At 34.9% G+C, this 22,915-nt stretch carries 21 protein-coding genes; 12 read left to right on the forward strand and 9 right to left on the reverse strand.

All coding sequences use genetic code 11. The features are described from left to right. Positions 1-2 precede the first annotated feature (2 nt). Both trpB and VIX88_RS00080 read right to left on the reverse strand, forming a co-directional pair. On the reverse strand, positions 3-1,187 hold the full coding sequence (trpB, locus tag VIX88_RS00075) for a tryptophan synthase subunit beta (RefSeq protein ID WP_079208080.1): 1,185 nt from the start codon (positions 1,185-1,187) through the stop codon (positions 3-5). A gap of 12 nt (positions 1,188-1,199) precedes the next feature. Next, the gene (locus tag VIX88_RS00080; protein WP_064971322.1) at positions 1,200-1,838 is read right to left on the reverse strand and encodes a phosphoribosylanthranilate isomerase; all 639 of its coding nucleotides are present in this window, start codon (positions 1,836-1,838) and stop codon (positions 1,200-1,202) included. A gap of 107 nt (positions 1,839-1,945) precedes the next feature. Here VIX88_RS00080 and VIX88_RS00085 point away from each other — a divergent pair, with 107 nt between their 5' ends. Next, positions 1,946-2,824, forward strand: coding sequence for an IS982-like element ISRa1 family transposase (locus VIX88_RS00085; RefSeq protein WP_127919822.1), 879 nt, complete (start codon positions 1,946-1,948; stop codon positions 2,822-2,824). Between the two features lie 14 nt (positions 2,825-2,838). On the opposite strand, the gene trpC is transcribed toward VIX88_RS00085, so the two are convergent. Genes trpC through VIX88_RS00110 form a run of 5 tightly spaced genes read right to left on the reverse strand, consistent with a single transcriptional unit; the run spans position 2,839 to position 7,201 of the window. Beyond that, positions 2,839-3,606: an indole-3-glycerol phosphate synthase TrpC gene (gene trpC, locus VIX88_RS00090; protein ID WP_064969544.1), complete on the reverse strand. Its 768-nt coding sequence runs from the start codon at positions 3,604-3,606 to the stop codon at positions 2,839-2,841. Beyond that, positions 3,607-4,185 (reverse strand): DNA-3-methyladenine glycosylase I, encoded by a 579-nt coding sequence (locus VIX88_RS00095; protein ID WP_064969545.1) that lies wholly within the window; start codon positions 4,183-4,185, stop codon positions 3,607-3,609. It abuts the gene before it with no gap. After that, positions 4,185-5,171: an anthranilate phosphoribosyltransferase gene (gene trpD, locus VIX88_RS00100; protein ID WP_064969546.1), complete on the reverse strand. Its 987-nt coding sequence runs from the start codon at positions 5,169-5,171 to the stop codon at positions 4,185-4,187. Before trpD ends, VIX88_RS00095 begins: the two co-directional genes overlap by 1 nt. 23 nt (positions 5,172-5,194) lie before the next feature. Next, positions 5,195-5,767 carry an anthranilate synthase component II gene (locus VIX88_RS00105; protein ID WP_064969547.1) on the reverse strand — a complete coding sequence of 191 codons (573 nt, stop codon included), beginning with the start codon at positions 5,765-5,767 and terminating at the stop codon, positions 5,195-5,197. Between the two features lie 18 nt (positions 5,768-5,785). Next, the gene (locus tag VIX88_RS00110; protein ID WP_064969548.1) at positions 5,786-7,201 is read right to left on the reverse strand and encodes an anthranilate synthase component I family protein; all 1,416 of its coding nucleotides are present in this window, start codon (positions 7,199-7,201) and stop codon (positions 5,786-5,788) included. A gap of 365 nt (positions 7,202-7,566) precedes the next feature. Between VIX88_RS00110 and thrS the strand changes: the two genes are divergently transcribed. From thrS to purF, 9 genes are all read left to right on the forward strand, one after another. Next, the gene (thrS, locus tag VIX88_RS00115) at positions 7,567-9,492 is read left to right on the forward strand and encodes a threonine--tRNA ligase (RefSeq protein ID WP_214193935.1); all 1,926 of its coding nucleotides are present in this window, start codon (positions 7,567-7,569) and stop codon (positions 9,490-9,492) included. Positions 9,493-9,578: 86 nt separating this feature from the next. Beyond that, complete coding sequence (gene infC / locus VIX88_RS00120) at positions 9,579-10,076, forward strand: translation initiation factor IF-3 (RefSeq protein WP_064969550.1); 498 nt, start codon at positions 9,579-9,581, stop codon at positions 10,074-10,076. Between the two features lie 37 nt (positions 10,077-10,113). Then, positions 10,114-10,311 (forward strand): 50S ribosomal protein L35, encoded by a 198-nt coding sequence (rpmI, locus tag VIX88_RS00125; protein ID WP_004918979.1) that lies wholly within the window; start codon positions 10,114-10,116, stop codon positions 10,309-10,311. Positions 10,312-10,434: 123 nt separating this feature from the next. Beyond that, entirely contained in the window at positions 10,435-10,779 is a 345-nt protein-coding gene (rplT, locus tag VIX88_RS00130; protein WP_004918977.1) for a 50S ribosomal protein L20, read from the forward strand. A 120-nt stretch (positions 10,780-10,899) separates the two neighbouring features. Next, positions 10,900-11,793: a 3-hydroxybutyryl-CoA dehydrogenase gene (locus tag VIX88_RS00135; RefSeq protein WP_014938699.1), complete on the forward strand. Its 894-nt coding sequence runs from the start codon at positions 10,900-10,902 to the stop codon at positions 11,791-11,793. Between the two features lie 85 nt (positions 11,794-11,878). After that, positions 11,879-12,118 (forward strand): hypothetical protein, encoded by a 240-nt coding sequence (locus VIX88_RS00140; protein WP_004918972.1) that lies wholly within the window; start codon positions 11,879-11,881, stop codon positions 12,116-12,118. Positions 12,119-12,300: 182 nt separating this feature from the next. Further along, on the forward strand, positions 12,301-16,005 hold the full coding sequence (locus VIX88_RS00145) for a phosphoribosylformylglycinamidine synthase (protein ID WP_214193936.1): 3,705 nt from the start codon (positions 12,301-12,303) through the stop codon (positions 16,003-16,005). 45 nt (positions 16,006-16,050) lie between these two features. After that, positions 16,051-16,770 carry a phosphoribosylaminoimidazolesuccinocarboxamide synthase gene (purC, locus tag VIX88_RS00150; RefSeq protein WP_052911047.1) on the forward strand — a complete coding sequence of 240 codons (720 nt, stop codon included), beginning with the start codon at positions 16,051-16,053 and terminating at the stop codon, positions 16,768-16,770. 28 nt (positions 16,771-16,798) lie between these two features. Beyond that, complete coding sequence (gene purF, locus VIX88_RS00155; protein WP_214193937.1) at positions 16,799-18,274, forward strand: amidophosphoribosyltransferase; 1,476 nt, start codon at positions 16,799-16,801, stop codon at positions 18,272-18,274. A 107-nt stretch (positions 18,275-18,381) separates the two neighbouring features. On the opposite strand, the gene VIX88_RS00160 is transcribed toward purF, so the two are convergent. Next, positions 18,382-19,260: an IS982-like element ISRa1 family transposase gene (locus VIX88_RS00160; protein ID WP_127919813.1), complete on the reverse strand. Its 879-nt coding sequence runs from the start codon at positions 19,258-19,260 to the stop codon at positions 18,382-18,384. A gap of 106 nt (positions 19,261-19,366) precedes the next feature. On the opposite strand from VIX88_RS00160, the gene VIX88_RS00165 reads away from it, so the two are divergent. Together VIX88_RS00165 and VIX88_RS00170 are read left to right on the forward strand one after the other, a co-directional pair. Next, positions 19,367-20,245: a helix-turn-helix transcriptional regulator gene (locus VIX88_RS00165; RefSeq protein ID WP_049334384.1), complete on the forward strand. Its 879-nt coding sequence runs from the start codon at positions 19,367-19,369 to the stop codon at positions 20,243-20,245. 64 nt (positions 20,246-20,309) lie between these two features. After that, a complete protein-coding gene (locus VIX88_RS00170; protein WP_064969554.1) occupies positions 20,310-21,014 on the forward strand; it encodes an intradiol ring-cleavage dioxygenase in 705 nt (234 codons plus the stop codon). A gap of 84 nt (positions 21,015-21,098) precedes the next feature. Here VIX88_RS00170 and lysS read toward each other — a convergent pair whose 3' ends face one another. Further along, positions 21,099-22,796: a lysine--tRNA ligase gene (gene lysS, locus VIX88_RS00175; protein WP_004918966.1), complete on the reverse strand. Its 1,698-nt coding sequence runs from the start codon at positions 22,794-22,796 to the stop codon at positions 21,099-21,101. Positions 22,797-22,915 lie beyond the last annotated feature (119 nt).

Below are 22,915 nucleotides of genomic sequence, written 5' to 3' on the forward strand. Positions count from 1 at the left end.
GATTAAATATTTAGATAGCTTAAATAAGTTTCCATATCCTTATCGCCTCTACCACTTAGGCAGATGACAACAATGTCTTCTTTTCCAAACTTCTTTTTATCCAAAACCGCCAAGGCGTGGGCACTTTCTAACGCTGGAATAATACCTTCTGTTTTAGTCAGATTAAATGCGGATTTTAGAGCTTCATCATCGTTGATGCTTAAAAATTCGGCTCGTTTTTGTTGGTAAAGATTGGCGTGCATCGGTCCAATCCCCGGATAATCTAATCCCGCAGAAATAGAGTAGGGCTCAATCACTTGTCCGTCTTTGGTCTGAATAACCAAACTCTGACTGCCGTGCAAAACGCCAATGCTCCCCAAAGCCGTTGTTGCAGCAGTTTCTCCGGAATGAACGCCCAAACCACCAGCTTCTGCCGCAATGATATTGACTTTTTCATTATTCACGAAATGATAAAAAGTCCCTGCGGCATTACTACCGCCGCCCACACACGCAATGAGGTGGTCGGGATAATCTCTGCCTTCCTGTTCTTGTAATTGGACTTTAATTTCCTCTGAAATAACAGACTGAAACCTTGCCACCAAATCAGGGAAAGGGTGAGGACCAACCACGCTACCTATAATATAATGGGTGGTTGTAGGATTATTTATCCAATCTCTTAAAGCCTCGTTTACAGCGTCTTTTAAAGTTTTGGAACCCGAAGTCGCAGGAACAACTTTAGCACCCAACATCTTCATTCTGGCCACATTAGGAGCTTGTCGGGCAATATCTATTTCGCCCATATAAACAATACACTCCAAGCCGAGCAAAGCACACGCCGTAGCAGTGGCAACGCCGTGTTGTCCAGCACCTGTTTCGGCTATGATACGCTGTTTACCCAACTTTTTTGCTAAAAGAGCTTGTCCTAAAGCATTATTGATTTTATGGGCTCCTGTATGGTTTAAATCTTCTCTTTTAAGGTAGATTTTAGTGCCATATTGTCGGCTCAAATTGGGGGCAAAATACAATGGTGTTTCTCGCCCCACATAGTTTTTTAATAACTCTTTAAACTCCTTCTGAAAATCTTCCGAATAAATGATTTCCAGGTATTTGTCTTGTAATTCTTTAACATTAGGGTAGAGCATTTCGGCAATAAAAGCACCGCCAAATTCACCGTAATATCCTTCTTTATCTGGATTTTGATAATTCATTTTAATCTATTTCTATTGATACAAACTTAATTTAAAATTTTTAATAAGCTCCACCTCTTTATTGCCTGCGGAAATTTCAAATTTACTATTGAGGTCTAAAGCGATTGGTTTTTGTTTAATAATTGAGATTTTGCCAATGTTCTCATTAGAAATACCACCGCTTAAAAAATAAGGTTTTGTAAGGTTTAACTCATTTAATAGTTGCCAATCAAATCGTTTGCCTGTTCCGCCAAAGGCTTTGCTATCCGTGTCAAAAAGTAAAAAATCTATTTCAGATAGTTCTGAAAAATCCGAAATGTCAGGCATAGTTTCTCCCACCCGTATCACTTTTATAATTTGCGTTTCTTGTGGGAGTTTACTCTTTAAATCACGAATAAAATCAGAGGTTTCATCGCCGTGCAGTTGAACCAAATTAAGTCGAGCTTCCGTAATGATTTGCACTATTTTTTCGGTGGTTTCATTTACGAAAACACCCACTTTTTGCCTATGGTTTAGCGAAGCAATTTCCTTTGGTGCTAAATGGTTTAATACATATCTTGGTGATTTTTCGTAAAATATAAAGCCGAGATAATCTATTTCTAAATCTATAATTTCCCGAATTTGATTCAAATCGGTAAGTCCACAAACTTTTATTTTAGGTGCTGGTTTCATTTTTTATTTTATTTCTTCAAACCCGTTGTGCATTATGAAATGAAAAAAACAAGAGTTGTTTATTAGACTGAAAATCAGTATATTGTTTTTGCTATAAAACGATATAAATGAACAACATAGAGCAAATATATGAAAGAATTTTGGAAGTTTTAGGACTTTTTTCAGAAAATCAACTGATTAGTTATCAGAGAAGAACACCTAAAATGAGCGATTTAGAAGTCATAAGTCTTAATATTACTGCTGAATACTTGAGTATTGATAGCGAATTACAGTTATTTAGAAAATTGCCAAACTCTCTGATAAACAAAATTGAAAGAAGTGTTTACAATAAGCGAAAACGAAGACTATCCCTACAAACAGAGCAAATTAGACAGCGTATTTCGATGGAGTTCAATGAGTTTGAAGATATTTTTATCGTTGATAGCATGCCAATGAAAGTTTGTGAAAATGCTCGTTCTACTCGTTCAAAAATTTGTAAAGAGCAATCCTATTCTTCACCAACATATGGTTATTGTGCTTCACAGAAATTATATTTCTATGGCTATAAACTACACGCAGTATGTTCTTTAAATGGTGTGATTAAGAATTTTGATATAAGCCCTGCATCCGTTCACGACATCCACTATTTAAAAGATATTGGTGAGCAAATGCGAAACTGTACTTTAATTGGAGATAGAGGCTATTTATCAGCAAAAGTTCAAATAGATTTATTTAACTATGCTAATATTAAATTAGATACACCAATGAGAAGTAATCAGAAAGATTATATTCCTCAATTTTCATTGTACAAGAAAAAGCGAAAACGAATTGAGACATTTTTCTCTCAACTTTGCGACCAATTTATGATTAAAAGAAACTATGCTAAAACTTTTGAAGGCTTTAAAACAAGGATAATCAGTAAAATAACCGCCGCAACGGTTATTCAATATATCAATAAATTTATCTTCCAAAGAAAATTAAATCATCTAAAAATCAGTATTATTTAAAATGCACAACGAGTTTATTCAATAAAAGATTGTAAAGCCATTCCAACATGGTTTTGCTTCATAAAATATTCGCCCATTAAAAAAGCATCAAAACCATTGTTTTTTAGTTTTTTATAAATTTCAGGACTATAAATGGCACTTTCGGCAACGCCTAAAGTGCCTTCAGGCAATTGGTTTCGCATTCTAATGGCGTGTTCGTAATCCACTTCAAAAGTGTTGAGGTTCCGATTGTTAATGCCTACCATTTTTAATTTGGAATAATATTTATCAAAATCTTCACCGCTATAAAATTCCAATAAGACATCTAATCCCAAGAGGTGTGCTGTATCTGTAAGGTCTTCAATCTGAGATTTGGATAAAATATTGGCTATAAGCAAAATACAGTCTGCACCGTAAGCTTTGGCTTGATAAATTTGATAATCATCAACAATAAAGTCTTTCCTTAGCAAAGGGATATCGTAAACATTGGCTTCCTCCAAATCGGTTAAACTTCCTCCGAAGAAAGGCGTATCCGTCAATACAGACACACAAGCCGCTCCGTATGCCTTATATAGCGGTAAAATCGCTTGGATTTTAGCCTCTATGTTGATGTTATTTTTAGAGGGCGATTTCCTTTTAAACTCGGCTATAATTCCATACGGATTGGATTTTAAACTCTCAATAAAACCTCGTGTAGGCTGATAGAAAAACGGAGTGTCCTTGAGTTTTTCTAACGGCGTCTGCTTCTTGGCTTGCTGAATTTCGTCCAGTTTACAATCTACTATTTTGTCTAAAATGGTCATTTAATTTAGGTTTTTAGGGTGTTTGTAACAAGTTTGCACATGGTCGTTTACCATACCGATGGCTTGCATAAAGGCATAAATAATGGTAGTCCCTACGAATTTAAACCCTCGCTTTTTTAAGTCTTTGGATATTTTATCCGATAGCGAAGTAGAGGCGGGTACTTCCGATAGGTTTTTAAACTCATTTTTAATTGGCTGATGCTCCACAAAACGCCATATATACTGGGAAAAAGTACCAAACTCTTCTCTAACTTTTATAAAAACCTTAGCGTTTTTAACTGAAGATTCTATCTTTAATCTGTTGCGGATAATTCCCGTGTTATGAAATAATTCTTCGAGTTTAGTTTGGTTGTAAGTGGCGATTTTGGTATAGTTGAAATCATCAAAGGCTTGTCTAAAATTTTCTCTTTTTTTCAAAATGGTTATCCAACTCAATCCCGCCTGAAACCCTTCCAACAAAAGCATTTCAAAGAGCTTTTTGTCTTCAAAAACAGGCTCTCCCCATTCTGTATCGTGGTAATTGATGTAAATTTCATCATTGGTTACCCAGCCGCATCTATCTTTGTTTTTTAGTTCCATTAAGCGGTTATTTTATTTAGGCAATCTTTAGCTTTTCTTTCCAATAGACTTTTTTTCGCTAATTCAAAACAGTTTTGATAATCCCCATATTTTTTAGTATTATAAAGTGCCATTGCGGCATTGGCTAAGACGACGGCGTTTTGCTCTGGAGTACCTTTGCCGTCTAATATATTAAGGAAAATAGTTGCCGCTTCCTCTTTGGTTTCGCCACCGTAAATTTGGTCTTCTGAAATATTTTTAAATCCTAATTCTTCGGCGGAATAGATGTATTCTCCATTTTTATCAAAAACTTTGGTGTCTTGGGTAAGGCTAATTTCATCATAGCCATCTAAGGCGTGGACAAGCATAAATTCGGCATTTTCCTTTTGCAATAAATACTGATAAAGCCTCGCTATCTCCAAATTATAAACGCCTATCATACTGTATTTGGGCTGAACGGGATTAACTAAAGGTCCCAATAAATTAAAGAAAGTCCTAAGTCCCAACGCTTTTCTAAGAGGTGCTACTGATTTTAAAGCGGGATGAAACAACGGCGCGTGAAGAAAACAGATATTCCCTTTTTCTAAATCTGATTTTAATCCCTCTGAATTATTTTTAAATTGGTATCCTAAAAGCTCCAACACATTAGACGAACCACTTACCGAAGAAACCCCATAATTACCATGTTTCGCTACTTTTTGTCCAGCTCCTGCAACGATAAAAGAGGCTAAGGTAGAAATGTTAAAGGTATTTTTGCCATCGCCTCCTGTGCCTACAATATCCACTAAGTCTCGAGTTCCTAAATCTACTGGAGTAGCCAGATTGAGCAGGGCTTCTCTAAACCCCATTAACTCATCTAAAGTAATAGCCCTCATCATAAAAACACTTATAAACGCAGTGGCTTCGGTCTCATTAAATTTATTTTGAGCCAACTCTATCATAACAGACTTCGCCTCTGATTTACTAAGCGTTTGATGATTAAATAGATAGTTTAATATTTGTTTCATAATTTATTTTTTACAAATACCTCCTATGAAGCATTTAGAAAGTCACTTAAAATCGTTCTCCCCAAAGGGGTTAAAATACTCTCGGGATGAAACTGAACGGCGTGTACATCGTAAGTTTTGTGCTGAAGTGCCATAATCATACCTTCCTCATCAACGGCCGTTATTTCTAATTCCGAAGGAAAATCCTCAAGATTTACAGCCCAAGAATGATACCTGCCTATTTCTATATTTTTGGGCATATTTTGAAACAAAAGGGCATCTGACTTTATAATTTCGGCTTGTGTAGCCACACCGTGATAGATTTTATCTAAATTAACTAAACTTCCTCCAAAAGCCTCTGCAATGGCTTGTTGTCCAAGACAAACTCCCAAAATAGATTTGGTAGATGCGTAGGTTTTAATAACCTCTAACAATCGTCCTGCCTCGCTGGGAATACCGGGACCTGGGGACAATATTATTTTATCATATTGCTCTATATCTTCTAACGGAATTTTATCATTTCTAAAAACATCTACCTCATTGCCTGTAATTTGCTCTATCATTTGAACTAAATTATAGGTAAAACTATCATAATTATCAAATACTAATATTTTCATTTTTTTGTCTTTAAATTTTTAAGCTCTATTTAGAGTCTCTGCTTTTTTAATAGCTTTTTTTAGGGCATTAAGTTTGTTATTAACTTCTTGTAGTTCGCTTTCTGGAGAAGATTTTGCCACAACTCCAGCTCCTGCCTGATAATAAAGGTGATTATTCTTGGCTAAAAAAGTCCTAATCATAATCGCTTGGTTGCAAGTCCCATCGAAACCTACAAAACCGATACAACCTCCATAATATCCTCTCGAAGTAGGTTCGTACGAATTAATAAGTTCCATAGCCTTGTATTTAGGAGCACCACTCAATGTACCCTGTGGAAAGGTAGTCGCTATCATTTCGTATGGATTGATATTGTCGCTTAATTCGGCTGTTACTTCGCTTACCATATGTATAACTGATGAAAAAAACTGGATTTCCTTTAGTTTAGAAACGCTAACATTTTTTCCCAATTTACTAAGATCATTTCGTGCTAAATCTACCAACATCGTATGTTCTGCATTTTCTTTTGGGTCGGCTTTCAAGTCTTCTGCCGATGCTAAATCTTCCTGAATATTTCCCGTTCTTTTAAAAGTACCTGCAATAGGATGAATAATGGCTTTTTTATTTTTGATAATCAACTGACTTTCAGGACTAGAACCCATCAATTTATAATCACCATAATCAAAGAAAAATAGATATGGCGAAGGATTGATATTCCTTAAAGCTCTATACACTTGGAACTCATCTCCTCTGTATTTTTGCTGAAATCTACGGCTAAGCACCATTTGGAAAGTATCTCCTCTAAAAGCGTGTTTTTGAGCCTGTTTTACCATTTCTAGATATTCTGCATCTTCAAGATTAGAAGTTTCTTGTTCTATGCTTTCAAACGGATATACTGCTATAGATTTATGATTGATAATATCTTCTAAATAAGATATTTCCGAATTTACCCCCTCTATCTTATTCTCTATAATTCTCATTTCATCATTGGTATGATTAAAAGCAATGATGTACTGATAAAATCTATATCTAAGAATTGGAATTTCCGTTTCTTTGCTTTGAGGTTTAAACTTAATAGACTCAAAGAAAGGAATAGCTTCATAACTTGTATAGCCAAAAAAGCCTTGAGCCATTTTATCAATAGCACTTTCCACTTCTTCACATTTGAAATTTTCCGCAAAGTCTTGGAGAACATCTGTTAGGAGGACACCCTCTTGAAAGTTTAATTTTTGGGGTGGCTGGTCGGGAAATTTAATTTCATAATTTTCATAATTATTCACCTCTATACCAGCAATCGCATTTACTCCTATGAAAGAGTAGCTACCGTTATCTGCATTATGTTCTGTACTCTCCAAAAGAATTGTATCTCTAAATATATCACGAAGTTTCAGATAAGTTCCCATAGGTGTGTGTAAATCTCCCATAAGAACTTTGGACTCTGTTTTAATTCTAACCATTTTTAAAATTCAATTTAAAATAAAAAAACTCCTACGATAATCCGCAGAAGTCTTTATTGTTTATTACTATCCTTAAATTTGTTTTCTTACCAAAAAAGCTAAATACGATAGAAGTTCAGACCCTGCTTGAGAGTTTGACACCACCATTCCTGTATTACACCGTTTGTTTTCATTTAGCAAATGTAATATTTTTTTATTAAAAAACAAGTGTTTAATGCTTCAAACTTGAAAATTTTTAAGAAAACTGTTTACTTTGAATAAATTCTAAACTTCATTAGAGACTTATATATAAATTTGAAGTAATATATTTTTATGATAAAAAACTTTTTGTAATTTTGCATTTTGTTTAAAAATATATTACAATAATGGTAAAAATCACACTCCCTGATGGAAGTATCAGAGAATTTGAAGGAGTAGTAACTCCTTTAGAAGTAGCAAAATCTATTAGTGAAGGGTTGGCTAGAAATACCATTTCAGCCATGGTAAACAACAAACAAGTGGAGGTAACCACCCCAATAACCGAAGATGCTACGGTACAACTTCTTACATGGAATGATGATATGGGAAAGAAGGCTTTTTGGCATTCTTCTGCTCACCTTTTAGCACAAGCAATATTGGCGTATTATCCAAATGCTAAACTTACCATTGGTCCTGCTATAGAGAATGGTTTCTACTACGATGTAGATTTTGGAGAGGAAACTTTATCTGAAAAAGATTTTGAAAAGATAGAGCAAAAAATGCTAGAAAATGCAAAGAAAGACTCTACCTTTAAACTTTATGCTATTTCTAAAGCAGAGGCTTTGAAAGAATATGCTGACAACCCATATAAAACAGAATTGATAGAAAATCTTAATGATGGAGAAATTACTTTCTGTTCTCACGACGATTTTACAGATTTATGTAGAGGTGGGCATATACCTTCTACGGGGATTGTCAAAGCAGTTAAGATACTTAATGCTGCAGGAGCCTATTGGCGTGGTGATGAGAAAAATCCACAATTAACGAGAGTTTACGGGATATCTTTCCCTAAACAAAAAGACCTTAAAGAATACCTAGAAAGATTAGAAGAGGCTAAGCGTAGAGACCATAGAAAACTAGGGAAAGAGCTAGGCTTATTTACTTTTTCTGAAAAGGTAGGTGCAGGGTTACCTTTATGGTTACCTAAAGGAGCGGCTCTTAGAAAAAAATTAGAAAGCTTCCTTTCAGAAGCACAAAGAAAAGGCGGTTACGAATTTGTAATGACTCCACACATTGGGAATATAGAACTATATAAAACCTCTGGACATTATGAAAAATATGGAGCAGACAGCTTCCAACCAATAAAAACGCCGCATGTAGGAGAGGAGTTTTTATTAAAACCAATGAACTGTCCACATCACTGTGAAGTTTATAAAGCACAACAATGGTCTTATAAAGATTTACCTAAAAGATATGCAGAGTTCGGTACGGTATATCGTTATGAACAAAGTGGCGAATTACACGGACTTACTAGAGTAAGAGGATTTACTCAAGATGACGCCCATTTATTCTGTACACCAGACCAACTATTAGAGGAGTTTGAAAAAGTAATAGACTTGGTACTTTATGTGTTTAAATCTTTAGGGTTTGAAGACTTTATAGCACAGGTATCATTGAGAGATAAAGAGAACAGAGCTAAATATATCGGTTCTGAAGAAAACTGGGAGAAAGCAGAGTCTGCGATTATTACGGCGGCTAAGAACAAGGGACTCAACACTGTTGTAGAATATGGTGAGGCTGCATTTTATGGACCTAAATTAGATTTTATGGTTAAAGATGCTTTGGGTAGAAGTTGGCAGCTAGGAACCATACAGGTAGATTATAACCTTCCTGAAAGATTTGATTTAGCCTATGTAGGTAGTGATAACGAGAGACATCGTCCTATCATGATTCACCGTGCACCTTTTGGTTCTATGGAAAGATTTATTGCTATTTTAATTGAAAATACAGCAGGTGATTTCCCACTTTGGTTAAATCCAGACCAGTATATACTACTTCCAATCAGTGAAAAATATACAGATTACGCTAAAAAAGTTTCACAATTATTAGAAAATCACGATATTTGCGGACTGGTAGATGAGAGAAATGAAAAAACGGGTAAAAAAATCCGTGATGCAGAAATGAAGAAAATACCATTCATGCTCATTGTAGGAGAGAATGAAGCAGGAAACCAAACGGTATCTGTAAGAAAAAGAGGAGAAGGAGATTTAGGAGAAATGAGTATAGAAAGCTTTGTGGAATATTTTAAAAATGAAGCAAAGATTGTAAAGTAAGGTTTAACAATTAAAAATATAAAGCCATAGCAATTAGAAAAAAAATTAACAGGTCAGCACCGCGTCGCCAGCAGGAGGATGCGCACATGATTAATGAAAAAATCCGTGCTAAAGAGGTTCGCCTTGTAGGGGATAATGTAGAACCAGGTATATATCCGCTAGCCAAAGCTAAAGAATTGGCAGAAGAACAAGAACTAGACTTGGTAGTTATATCTGATAAAGCAGAGCCTTTCATTGCTCGTATTATGGATTATAAAAAGTTCCTTTATGAGCAGAAGAAGAAACAAAAAGAACTTAAGGCTAAACAAGTAAAAGTAGTGGTAAAGGAGATTCGTTTTGGACCCCAAACCGATGACCACGACTACGAATTCAAGAAAAAACACGCCGAAAAGTTCTTAGAAGAAGGCTCTAAACTTAAGACCTATGTGTTTTTTAAAGGTCGTTCTATTGTTTTCAAAGATCAAGGAGAAATACTTTTATTAAAACTTGCTCAAGATTTAGAGCACGTAGGAAAAGTAGATCAGCTACCTAAACTAGAGGGCAAAAGAATGATTATGATGATGAGTCCTAAAAAAACAAAATAAACATATATTGATAACAAAACGATAAAAAAGCAAAAAAATGCCAAAATTAAAAACGAAATCAGGAGCTAAGAAGCGTTTTGCTCTTACCGGAACTGGTAAAATCAAAAGAAAAAATGCTTACAAAAGTCACATCTTGACTAAGAAGGAAACTAAGCAAAAGAGAAATCTTACGCAAACTTCTTATGTTCATTCATCTGACGAGAAAAGCGTTTTGAAGCAATTAGCTATCAAGTAGTTTTTATAAATCAGTTATTCGGTTTATAAGAATTCAAAAAATTCAAACAAGTTTAACCCTGAAATGGTGCCACTAAGAAAGCGTTAAAACTTCGCCCATTTCAAAAAAACAAATTATTAAATTATGCCAAGATCAGTAAATTCTGTAGCGTCAAGAGCACGCAGAAAAAAAGTAATGAAACAAGCTAAAGGTTTTTTCGGTAGAAGAAAAAACGTTTGGACTGTTGCTAAAAATGCCGTGGAAAAGGCAATGCAATATGCCTACCGTGGTAGAAAAGAGAAGAAAAGAAATTTCAGAAGCCTTTGGATTATGCGTATCAACGCAGGATGCAGAGAATACGGAATGTCTTACTCTCAGTTTATGGGAGCTCTTAAAAAGAACAACATTGAATTGAACAGAAAAGTTCTTGCAGACCTTGCAATGAATCATCCTGAAGCATTCAAAGCTGTTGTAGATCAAGTAAAATAAATGTTTAATTTTTTTGTTATCAATATTAAAGAGAGAGTTTTAATTACTCTCTCTTTTTTATTTGTGTCTATTAAGAATTTGTATTATTTTTAGTGACTGAAATTTATAATTAAATCAAAAATGAAAAATATTGTAGTAATTGGAGCTGGGACAATGGGAAATGGGATAGCTCATACCTTTGCTCAAAATGGTTTTAAGGTAAATTTAGTAGATATTTCGCAGGAAGCTCTAGATAAAGGTGTTGATACTATTTCTAAAAATTTAGATAGAATTATTTCTAAAGGATATCTTACCGAAGCTCAAAAAGAAGAAACACTAAACAATATTACTAAAAATACTTCCTTAGAAAGTGCTGTTAAAGATGCAGATCTGATTGTGGAAGCCGCAACTGAAAATACAGAGTTAAAATTGAATATCTTTAAACAAATAGATACTTTAGCTCCAGAGCATTGCATTCTTGCCACCAATACATCATCTATATCCATTACTCAGATTGCGGCGGTAACACAAAGACCTGATAAAGTCATCGGAATGCATTTTATGAATCCTGTTCCTATTATGAAATTGGTGGAAATTATCAAAGGCTATTCTACTTCTAAAGAAACTTTCGATGCGGTTTATAAAATGTCAAAAGACTTATCAAAGGTGCCTGTAGAAGTTAACGATTATCCAGGTTTTGTAGCCAATAGAATCCTAATGCCAATGATAAACGAAGCTATAGAAACTTTATATAATAATGTAGCTGGAGTTGAAGAAATAGACACCGTGATGAAGTTAGGTATGGCACATCCTATGGGACCGCTACAACTAGCGGATTTTATAGGTCTAGATGTTTGTTTAGCAATTCTTAATGTAATGTATGATGGTTTTAAGAATCCAAAGTACGCCCCATGTCCACTATTGGTAAATATGGTAATGGCAGGGAAATTAGGAGTGAAATCAGGAGAAGGTTTCTATGACTACACCGAAACAAAAAAGGCTGAAAAAGTAGCCCGTATGTTTTCTAAAAATTAACAAAATTTAATTCAGATTAACAGAAATAATTGTTTATATTTGCAGAACAAGATTCTAACACTAGAATATTAAAATTTTAAAACCAATGAAATTACCTAAATTTTTATTAGCGGACAACACAGAGTTTCCAGAAGACTTATTCGTAGTTCACACTGAGTACCCTAGATTCATTCTTAATGTAGAGGAGGAAGAAGTAGAGTGGCTAGATGATTTAGAAGGAGATGATGAAGAGAGCATTGCAGATGAAGCTACTAAAGCTGTAGAAGCTGCTTTCAAGTGGTGTGATGCTGAATTAGAAAAATATGATGACGAAGATTTAGACTAAAAATGACTTAAATTCGTTATTAACATAAAAGGCTGTTATTGGGGTGTCCAGTAGCGGCTTTTTTTGTGATATTTTTTTACAGAAGTCGTAAAATAGTCAGTTTTATATTCTGAATAAAATCAAAAATTGAGTATTTTTGGAACGCTCTAATTTTTGAAAAATAAAATCTAAAAAATCTAATAATGAGTAAAAGAATTTACGTAGAAAAAAGAGGGATTTTTGATGTAGAAAGTCCTAAAATTTTCGATGAAATAAAGAATATATTACCTCACATCAAACAGGTAAAGGTTTATAATATCTACGATGTTTTTGGACTTAATGACACTGATTTTGATAAAGTAGTATATAATGTCTTTGCAGACCCTGTAACCGATGTTTTGCACTATGAAAACCCTGCTAAGAGTTCATCTTTTGCTATGGAATTTCTGCCAGGGCAGTATGACCAAAGAGCAGATTCTGCACAACAATGTATTGTATTGCTAACAGAAAATACTCAAGCCAAAGTAAGAAGCGGAAAGCTAGTAGAAATAGAAGGTATCAACAAAGAAGAACTACAAAGAGTAAAAGATTTACTCATCAATAGAGTAGAATCTCAGGAGAAAGACCTTTCTAAATTACAAATTCCAAAAGAGGAAACTCCGAAAGAAGTGGTAATCTATCACGATTTTATAACTTTAAACGAATCACAATTAAAGGAATTCTATACAGAACAAAATTTCGCTTTCGGGTTAGATGATTTAGCTTATATACAAGATTATTTTAAGTCAGAACAGAGAAATCCAACAGAAACAGAGCTTAAAGTTTTGGATACTTATTGGAGTGACCATTGCCGACACACCACCTTTGAAACAGAACTTAAAGACATTCGTTTTGAAGGACAATTTAAGGCAACTTTAGAACATATTTTTAAAGATTATTTGGAGAAAAGAGCTTTTTTAGGGCGAGAGGCTAAACCTATTTCGTTAATGGATTTGGCTACCGTTTGTGCTAAATATTTCCATAAAACAGGCAAACTAGACAATCTTGTGGTTTCAGACGAAATCAATGCTTGTACTATCAAAATAGATGCTGAATTTGAGGGTAAAAAAGAGCCTTGGTATCTTTTATTTAAAAATGAAACTCATAATCACCCTACGGAAATAGAGCCTTTTGGGGGAGCATCTACTTGCTTAGGTGGTGCTATTAGAGACCCATTATCTGGGCGTTCGTTTGTATATCAGGCGATGCGTCTTTCGGGAGCAGCAGATGTGTTGGAGCCTGTGGAAAATACGCTCAAAGGGAAACTGCCTCAAAGAACAATTACCAAACAAGCCGCTAATGGTTATTCGTCCTACGGAAATCAGATTGGTTTAGCGACGACTCAGGTTTCCGAAATTTATCACGAGGGCTATCGTGCTAAGAGAATGGAAGTTGGTTTTGTAGTAGGAGCTGTACCCGTAGATTGGGTAAAAAGAGAGCAACCTAAGGTAGGGAATTTAGTCATTATTTTAGGAGGTGCTACGGGTAGAGACGGCGTTGGAGGTGCTACAGGCAGTTCTAAAGAGCAAGACGAAACTTCTATCCATACACTATCTACCGAGGTACAAAAGGGTAATGCTGTGGAGGAAAGAAAAATACAAAGGCTTTTCAGAAATCCAGAGGTTACAAAATTGATTAAAAAATCAAATGATTTTGGTGCTGGAGGAGTTTCGGTAGCAATAGGCGAAATAGCTGAAAGTTTGGAGGTTAATCTTGATGTTCTTCCATTAAAATATGAAGGACTTAACGGAACAGAATTAGCTATATCTGAATCTCAAGAGAGAATGGCAGTGGTAATAGATGCCAATGATAAAGATAAATTCATCAACTTTTGTAAGGAGGAGAATATTTTGGCAGTAGAAGTTGCTAAAGTTACAGATTCTGGCAGAATGCAAATGTTTTGGAGAGGCGAGAAGATTGTGGATTTGAGCCGAGCGTTTTTAGATACCAATGGCTGTTCTAAAACACAAAAAGCATTAGTTAATCATCTTCAAGAAGTACAGGCAGAAAGGTTAGAATTTAACGAAACTAACTTTAAAAAATTATTAGCTGATAAAAATGTAGCCTCTCAAAAGGGGTTATTAGAAATGTTTGACTCTAGTGTAGGAGCAACTACGGTAGCAATGCCTCTAGGTGGAAAACATCAACTAACACCAATGGAAGGAAGTGTTCAGACTTTACCAATTATGGAAGCCAAGGATATAGAAACCGTTTCTTTAGCCAGTTGGGGGGTTGATGCTGCCATTTCGGAACAAAACTCAATGGTAGGAGCGGCTAATGCCGTAGTGGAGAGTGTGGCTAAAATTGTAGCGATGGGTGGAGATTTCCGCAAGATTCGATTAAGTTTCCAAGAATATTTTGAAAAACTTGGGCAAAATCCAGATAAATGGGGAAAACCATTAGCCTCGTTGCTAGGAGCTTATCATGCTCAAATGAATTTTGAATTAGCCGCTATTGGAGGGAAAGACTCTATGTCTGGTACTTATCAAGACATCAATGTACCGCCTACACTTATTTCGTTTGCGTGTGCAGATGGTCAGAAATCTAATATCATTTCGCCTGAATTTAAAAAAGCAGGAAATTTAATTTATCATTTCTATCATTATTCTCAAGAAATAGAAGAAGCTAAAGGACTTCCTAACTATAACGATTTAAAGGAAATATATACCTATATTTTCAATCAAATTAAAGATAAAAAAATCGTTTCTGTAAAAACCATAAAAGAAGGTGGTATCGCTGTAGGGTTAGCCAAAATGACTTTTGGAAATGGGTTAGGAGCGATAGTTAATGCTAATGATACCGCTTTATTAGAAAAAAATATCGGAGGATTACTTATTGAAAGTACAGAGCCTTTATCTCACCAGTTACTACAAAAGATAGGCGAGGTTAGCAACGATAAAAAATTAGTAATCAACAATGATAGTTTTGATATAGATGATTTGAAGAAAGTCTATTGTCAAACTTTTGAACCGCTTTTCCCAACAAAGGAAAAACAAAAAATAGAACTAGAATTAGACACCGAACTCAATTCTATTGAATCTAGAACGATTATCATTAAAAAACATCATATTACCAAACCAAAGGTATTCACGCCTGTTTTCCCAGGTACTAATTGCGAATATGAAACACTTAATGCCTTCCGAAAAGAAGGAGCAGAGGTTTCTATGAAGCCACTGGTTAATCTTAACCACAATGCTTTGCAAGAGAGTATCAAAGCGTGGGCTAAGGAGATAGACCAATCCCAAATTTTGGCTTTTTCGGGTGGTTTTTCCGCCGGAGACGAACCAGATGGCTCTGCCAAATTCATCGTGAATGTGCTTAAGAATAATATAATGCGTGAGGCTGTACACCGACTTTTGGAAAGAGATGGTATGATTATCGGTATCTGTAATGGCTTCCAAGCATTGGTAAAATCGGGTCTATTACCTTATGGTGAGATTAGAGATTTAGACCAAAATTCCCCTACTTTGGCTCATAACAGTATCGGCAGACATATTTCTCAAATGGTTAATGTGAAGGTGGTTAATGAGGATAGCCCTTGGCTTAAAGGTATGAAAGGGGAGATTTATACCATTCCTATTTCCCACGGAGAGGGACGATTTATGGCATCAGAAGAAGTGATTACTCAATTATACAAGAATGGACAAATTGCGACACAATACGTAGATTTAGACGGAGCTATTGCTCACGGTATGCCATACAATCCTAACAATTCTCTATTTGCAATTGAGGGTATTACCAGCCCTTGCGGTAAGATATTCGGTAGAATGGGACACCCTGAACGCTATGCAGAAGGATTGATGAAGAATATTCCAACGGCAAACTATCATAATATATTTAAGAACGGGGTTTCTTATTTCAGAGATTAAAAATGAGTGAATGTTTTAGAAAAATAATAAATAAAAAGTATAAAAATGAGTCAAAAAGGAGCTATGCTTTACGAAGGTAAGGCGAAACAGGTATTCGCTACGGATAAAGCAGACGAGGTGATTGTTCGTTTTAAAGATGATGCTACGGCATTTAATGCTCAAAAAAAAGGACAAGTAGATAAGAAAGGGCAAATGAATAACGCCATTACAACGCTTATTTTTCAATACCTTAACGAGAAAGGGATTCCTACCCATTTTATTAAACAGCTAGACGACAGAGAGCAGTTAGTAAAAAAAGTGGACATTATTCCATTAGAAATGGTAGTGAGAAACTACTCTGCGGGAAGTATGGCACAGCGTTTAGGTATGGAAGAAGGCATCAAATCTCCTATTACTATTTTTGATATTTGCTATAAAAAAGATGAGTTGGGAGACCCACTAATCAACGATTATCACGCCATATTTCTAGGAGCTGCTACGAGAGAAGAACTAGACGAGATGTATTCCTTAACGGATAAAATCAACCAAATTCTAATTGAGTTATTTGATAGAATGAATATCATCTTGGTAGATTTCAAAATAGAACTTGGTAAAACATCAGACGGACAAATCATTTTAGCTGATGAAATTTCTCCTGACACTTGCCGCCTTTGGGATAAAGATACAATGAAAAAACTGGATAAAGACCGTTTTAGAAGGGATTTAGGTGGTGTTACAGAGGCATACGAGGAAATTTACGAAAGACTAAAAAAAGTGTTAGCATAACTAACCCATATTTAGGATATATTAACTAATGAAAAACTTAACTGAACATAAGGAAACTTATCTAAAGCAGTTTCAACGTCGTCCGTATGGGAGAAATCTGTTGAGAACAAAACAAGAAGAGGCTTTAGACGCTCCACAAGAAGAGTGCGGTATTTTTGGACTGTATTCAGAAGACAATTTGGATACCTTTTCATTGTCTCAATTTGGGCTTTTTGCTCTTCAGCACAGAGGTCAAGAGGCTTGTGGTATTTCTGTGAGTAACAGCGGAAAAATCATCAATATTAAAGATGAAGGGCTTGTTCTAGATGTCTATAAAGAAATTAAAGACCCCGAAGATTTTATGGGGAATGCCGTAATAGGGCATACCAGATATACCACAGCTGGAGATAAGAAAAAATACAACTATCAGCCGTTTTTTGCTAAAAATGAGTACGACCAAATTATCCTATCCATAGCTCATAATGGCAACCTAACCAACGCTATGGAACTAAAGCAAGAGCTAGAAGCAGAGGGCGTGGTTTTTAGAGCAACTTCCGATTCTGAAGTTATCCTAAGACTTATACAAAAAAACTTAGATTTAGGGCTTCGTGGAGCGATAAAGGTAACTATGGAGAAGATAAAAGGTGCTTACTCCGTGGTGGGAATGACCCGAAATAAATTCTTTGCCTTTAGAGATTTTAACGGCATTCGTCCGTTGGTATTAGGAGAGATGAAGGAAAGTAATACCTATGTAGTCGCTTCTGAAAGTTGTGCTTTAGACGCTGTGGGAGCTACTTATGTAAGAGATATTAAACCTGGAGAAATCATCTATACAGGTGAAAACGAAGAGGGGCTGAAATCTTATATGGTTAAAAATGACTGTGAAAGAAACATTTGCTCTTTCGAGTACATCTATTTTGCACGACCAGACTCTGAGATGGAGCAGATAAATGTACACGAAATTAGAGAAAAATCTGGGGAGAAAATTTGGGAACAAGCTCCTGTAGAGGCTGATATTGTTATAGGTGTTCCTGATTCTGGAGTACCAGCCGCTATTGGGTTTTCTAAAGCATCGGGCATTCCGTTTCGTCCTGTTTTAATTAAAAATAGATACATTGGTCGCTCTTTTATCGTGCCTACACAAGAGATGAGAGAGCGAATAGTAAATCTAAAACTCAACCCTATTATTTCCGAAATTAAAGGAAAACGAGTAGTAATTATAGATGACTCTATTGTAAGAGGTACAACTTCCAAACGATTGGTGAAGATTTTAAAAGATGCTGGAGTTAAAGAAATACACTTTAGAAGCGTATCTCCGCCTATTATTGCACCGTGTTATTTGGGAATAGATACACCCACAAAAGACGATTTAATCTCTGCCAATATGAGTTTAGAAGAACTGAGAAATTATTTAGGAGTGGATACTCTAGAGTTTTTAAGCTTAGAAAATCTTAAAGCTATTTTGGGCTCGGATAAACATTGTTTCGGTTGTTTTACAGAGCGTTATCCTGTAGCTAAAGACTAAATTAAGAAAGGGTTAGCATTTTGCTAATCCTTTTTAGTTGATTTAAATTCTTACATTTTAATAAACTTGTATCTTTGTTTATTGTTTATAATAACTCGTTGTGCATTTTAAATAATACTGATTTTTAGATGATTTAATTTTCTTTGGAAGATAAATTTATTGATATATTGAATAACCGTTGCGGCGGTTATTTTACTGATTATCCTTGTTTTAAAGCCTTCAAAAGTTTTAGCATAGTTTCTTTTAATCATAAATTGGTCGCAAAGTTGAGAGAAAAATGTCTCAATTCGTTTTCGCTTTTTCTTGTACAATGAAAATTGAGGAATATAATCTTTCTGATTACTTCTCATTGGTGTATCTAATTTAATATTAGCATAGTTAAATAAATCTATTTGAACTTTTGCTGATAAATAGCCTCTATCTCCAATTAAAGTACAGTTTCGCATTTGCTCACCACTATCTTTTAAATAGTGGATGTCGTGAACGGATGCAGGGCTTATATCAAAATTCTTAATCACACCATTTAAAGAACATACTGCGTGTAGTTTATAGCCATAGAAATATAATTTCTGTGAAGCACAATAACCATATGTTGGTGAAGAATAGGATTGCTCTTTACAAATTTTTGAACGAGTAGAACGAGCGTTTTCACAAACTTTCATTGGCATGCTATCAACGATAAAAATATCTTCAAACTCATTGAACTCCATCGAAATACGCTGTCTAATTTGCTCTGTTTGTAGGGATAGTCTTCGTTTTCGCTTATTGTAAACACTTCTTTCAATTTTGTTTATCAGAGAGTTTGGCAATTTTCTAAATAACTGTAATTCGCTATCAATACTCAAGTATTCAGCAGTAATATTAAGACTTATGACTTCTAAATCGCTCATTTTAGGTGTTCTTCTCTGATAACTAATCAGTTGATTTTCTGAAAAAAGTCCTAAAACTTCCAAAATTCTTTCATATATTTGCTCTAAGTTGTTCATTTATATCGTTTTATAGCAAAAACAATATACTGATTTTCAGTCTAATAAACAACTCTTGTTTTTTTCATTTCATAATGCACAACGGGTTTATAATAATTTATTTTAAATGTTTACAGCTTATAGTATAGAAGATTTCGTAGGACAAAAGCTAAAGCATAAAGATTTCCTTATCCATAGATTAGAAAATTTAGATTATTTACCACCTCAATCTATAAAAACGCCACATAAACATCTATTCTATGAAATTTATTTACTAAAAGAAGGCTCTGCCATACATAATGTAGATTTTAATACATTTCATATTAAAAACAATAACCTCTTTATTATCAATGAAGAGCAAGTACATCACTTAGAGAAAAATGTTAGTCAGGAGCTTAAAGGTTACAGGATTTTATTTACAAAAGACTTTATAAATAACAGTTTAATTCCTTCTAATCTTTTATTTGAAATTGTGTATTTGCATAATATTCGATACCAACCACTTATTTCAATTGCTGAACATAGTGAATTATATACTTATGCCCACTTACTTTTGTCAGAATACAATCAACAAACTCTAAGTTTAGAAAATATAAAAGCCTTATTATTTTTATTTTTAAATGAAGTTAAAAGAAATATTATATCTGATACGAACGATGATTTTATTTATACTAACAATCAAATTCGTAGTTACAAATTATTTCTAGACTTAGTAGAAACCAATTACTATAAAGATTTATCTCTAGAAGACTATGCCAAAAGAGTTAATATTTCTACCCGACAATTAAGTCGTATGATAAAGCTTATTTCTAATACTACATTAAATACTATAATATTGAATAGAAGGCTACTGCAATCTAAAAGATTGTTAAAGCATAGTGATTTATCTATTTCAGAAATAGCTTACGAAGTAGGATTTTTAGAACCATCTTATTTTTGTAAGGTTTTTAAAAAAAATAATGGTGTTACTCCTTTTCAGTTTAGAAAAGAACAAAATGTTTTATAAAATGTCTGTATTTTACTATTTTCTGAAGTAAAGAATATTGTTCTTTGTAAGTAAAGAATAATATATGGATAGGAAAAAATTTTTACAGAAAGGTTTATTAGGGTTGGGGACTATAGTTGCAATACCATCAATAATTACCTCTTGCTCAAAAGATAGAGAATCAGGCAGTACAACAAGTACTGATTCTAGTACAGGAAACTGTAGTTTATCACCAAGTGAAACAGCAGGTCCGTTCCCAATTAAGACGCCTGCTCAATTAGTTAGAGAAAATATTGTAGGAGACCGCTCAGGTGTTGCTCTCCTTATAAATTTAACGGTACAAGACCAAAGTAATAATTGCCAACCAATGGCTGGTGTTTTGGTGGATATTTGGCACTACGACGCCGAGGGTAATTACTCACAGTATGGAGGTGGAGGTATGCAACAGGCAAATTATACTAGTAATAATTTTTTAAGGGGCAGAAGCACTACGGATAAAAACGGACAAGTATCATTTATAAGTATTTTCCCAGGTTGGTACAAAGGGCGTGCACCACACATACATTTGGAAATTCTTAATGCAAATGGAAGTTCTATTAGAGTTTCGCAGATAGCTTTCCCAAAGAGTGTTTGCGATACTGTTTATGCAACAACAGGCTACAAAGGAGTAGCTGATACACAAAACGAGAGTGATAATGTCTTCTCCGATAGTTTAAGTGGTAATATGTTAGATGACATCAAAGGAGATGTTGCTAATGGTTATACACTTACCAAAACCATTGTCGTTTAGAATATTATTGTAACTCAAAAAATAAAGCAGGCTCTATAAATTTTGAGCCTGCTTTTAATTTTATACTTTGGTAAAGTTCTATTTTTAAACTATTTGGAAATATTTATCCTCACCTTCAGTTACTAGAGAAATTAAATTATTAGAAACTAATAGTTTAGAAGACTTATCCCATTTCTTTCCACTTAAGCCTGATTGAGTTTTTAAGTCAGCTATCAGCATTTTACCGTTGTTTTTATTAAGAATACCAAGGATAATTTCTTCATTTTCTCCAATCTCTACTTTAGGCTGAGCCTTTTCTGGTCTCATTTGAGGGAAGAATAAAACCTCCTGAATAGAAGCATTATTCGTTAAGAACATCACCAACCTGTCCATACCGATACCCAAACCAGCCGTAGGCGGCATACCGTATTCTAAAGCTCTTAGGAAATCTTGGTCGATAAACATCGCTTCGTCATCACCCTTTTCTGAAAGTTTAAGTTGCTCTTCAAAACGTTCTCTTTGGTCAATAGGGTCGTTAAGCTCAGAGTAAGCATTCGCAATTTCTTTTCCACAAACCATCAACTCAAATCTTTCGGTTAAGCCCTCTTTGCTTCTGTGCTTTTTAGTAAGCGGCGACATTTCGATAGGGTAGTCAGTAATGAAGGTCGGCTGAATAAAGTTACCTTCGCACTTCTCTCCGAAAATTTCATCAATGAGCTTGCCTTTCCCCATCGTGTCATCCACTTCAATACCGATGGATTTGGCAAAGGTTCTAAGTTCCTCTTCGGTTTTTCCCGTAATATCAAACCCCGTAAATTTCCGAATGGCGTCCGTCATGGAAATTCTTGGGTAAGGGGCTTTCCAATTGATGGTATGTTCGCCAAACTGAGATTCAGGTTTCCCATTCACCGCAGTAGCACAATGCTCCAACAGTCTTTCGGTAAAATCCATCATCCAGTTGTAATCCTTGTACGCCACATAAATCTCCATGGCTGTAAACTCAGGGTTGTGAGTTCGGTCCATACCTTCGTTACGGAAGTTTTTGGAGAACTCATACACCCCATCAAACCCGCCTACGATAAGTCTTTTAAGATAAAGCTCGTTAGCAATTCTCATATATAGTGGAATATCCAAGGCATTATGATGTGTAATGAATGGTCTTGCTGAAGCTCCACCTGGAATAGCCTGTAAAATAGGCGTTTCTACCTCAAAATATCCAGCGTCATTAAAGAACCCACGCATTGCGTTAAACAATTTCGTTCTTTTTACAAAAATTTCTTTAACATGTGGGTTTACTGTAAGATCCACGTAGCGCTGTCTATAACGAAGTTCAGGGTCGTTAAAAGCATCGTGTACCACACCATTTTCATCAGTTCTTGGTTGAGGAAGTGGACGAAGAGTTTTGGTTAATAGAGTGAAATTTTTAACCATTACCGTCATTTCTCCTACTTGAGTTTTGAACAATTCTCCCTCTACGCCTATAATATCTCCAATGTCTAAAAGATGCTTATAAACTTCGTTATAAAGGGTTTTGTCTTCCTCAGGACAAATTTCATCTCTATTAAAATACACTTGTATTCTGCCTTCGCTATCTTGTAATTCGGCAAAAGAAGCTTTCCCCTGGATTCTTCTAGACATTAGCCTACCAGCGATTTTAACCTTGCTTCCTTCTTGAAAATTTTCTTTTATAGATTGTGTGGTATGTGTAATAGCATATTCGTCTGCCGGAAAGGCATTTATGCCCATTTGAGAAAGTTTTTCTAACTTTTCTCTACGGATAATTTCTTGTTCTGATAAATGCATCATTTTATTCTAAATTACGAGGTTGCAAAGTTAATAATTTAATATAGAGACACCAAAAACCTAAGATTGATATCATAAAAAAACTCAAGGCTATATAGAAAACCTTGAGTTTTTAAGTT

Source organism: Riemerella anatipestifer, from assembly GCF_035666175.1.
In the GTDB taxonomy this organism is placed as follows: Bacteria; Bacteroidota; Bacteroidia; order Flavobacteriales; family Weeksellaceae; genus Riemerella; species Riemerella anatipestifer_D.

What these genes read in the sequence shown, in the direction of transcription:
- trpB (WP_079208080.1), bottom strand. Translation starts at nt 1,187, where the DNA reads ATGAATTATCAAAATCCAGATAAAGAAGGATATTACGGTGAATTTGGC.
- VIX88_RS00080 (WP_064971322.1), bottom strand. Translation starts at nt 1,838, where the DNA reads ATGAAACCAGCACCTAAAATAAAAGTTTGTGGACTTACCGATTTGAAT.
- VIX88_RS00085 (WP_127919822.1), top strand. Translation starts at nt 1,946, where the DNA reads ATGAACAACATAGAGCAAATATATGAAAGAATTTTGGAAGTTTTAGGA.
- trpC (WP_064969544.1), bottom strand. Translation starts at nt 3,606, where the DNA reads ATGACCATTTTAGACAAAATAGTAGATTGTAAACTGGACGAAATTCAG.
- VIX88_RS00095 (WP_064969545.1), bottom strand. Translation starts at nt 4,185, where the DNA reads ATGGAACTAAAAAACAAAGATAGATGCGGCTGGGTAACCAATGATGAA.
- trpD (WP_064969546.1), bottom strand. Translation starts at nt 5,171, where the DNA reads ATGAAACAAATATTAAACTATCTATTTAATCATCAAACGCTTAGTAAA.
- VIX88_RS00105 (WP_064969547.1), bottom strand. Translation starts at nt 5,767, where the DNA reads ATGAAAATATTAGTATTTGATAATTATGATAGTTTTACCTATAATTTA.
- VIX88_RS00110 (WP_064969548.1), bottom strand. Translation starts at nt 7,201, where the DNA reads ATGGTTAGAATTAAAACAGAGTCCAAAGTTCTTATGGGAGATTTACAC.
- thrS (WP_214193935.1), top strand. Translation starts at nt 7,567, where the DNA reads ATGGTAAAAATCACACTCCCTGATGGAAGTATCAGAGAATTTGAAGGA.
- infC (WP_064969550.1), top strand. Translation starts at nt 9,579, where the DNA reads ATGATTAATGAAAAAATCCGTGCTAAAGAGGTTCGCCTTGTAGGGGAT.
- rpmI (WP_004918979.1), top strand. Translation starts at nt 10,114, where the DNA reads ATGCCAAAATTAAAAACGAAATCAGGAGCTAAGAAGCGTTTTGCTCTT.
- rplT (WP_004918977.1), top strand. Translation starts at nt 10,435, where the DNA reads ATGCCAAGATCAGTAAATTCTGTAGCGTCAAGAGCACGCAGAAAAAAA.
- VIX88_RS00135 (WP_014938699.1), top strand. Translation starts at nt 10,900, where the DNA reads ATGAAAAATATTGTAGTAATTGGAGCTGGGACAATGGGAAATGGGATA.
- VIX88_RS00140 (WP_004918972.1), top strand. Translation starts at nt 11,879, where the DNA reads ATGAAATTACCTAAATTTTTATTAGCGGACAACACAGAGTTTCCAGAA.
- VIX88_RS00145 (WP_214193936.1), top strand. Translation starts at nt 12,301, where the DNA reads ATGAGTAAAAGAATTTACGTAGAAAAAAGAGGGATTTTTGATGTAGAA.
- purC (WP_052911047.1), top strand. Translation starts at nt 16,051, where the DNA reads ATGAGTCAAAAAGGAGCTATGCTTTACGAAGGTAAGGCGAAACAGGTA.
- purF (WP_214193937.1), top strand. Translation starts at nt 16,799, where the DNA reads ATGAAAAACTTAACTGAACATAAGGAAACTTATCTAAAGCAGTTTCAA.
- VIX88_RS00160 (WP_127919813.1), bottom strand. Translation starts at nt 19,260, where the DNA reads ATGAACAACTTAGAGCAAATATATGAAAGAATTTTGGAAGTTTTAGGA.
- VIX88_RS00165 (WP_049334384.1), top strand. Translation starts at nt 19,367, where the DNA reads ATGTTTACAGCTTATAGTATAGAAGATTTCGTAGGACAAAAGCTAAAG.
- VIX88_RS00170 (WP_064969554.1), top strand. Translation starts at nt 20,310, where the DNA reads ATGGATAGGAAAAAATTTTTACAGAAAGGTTTATTAGGGTTGGGGACT.
- lysS (WP_004918966.1), bottom strand. Translation starts at nt 22,796, where the DNA reads ATGCATTTATCAGAACAAGAAATTATCCGTAGAGAAAAGTTAGAAAAA.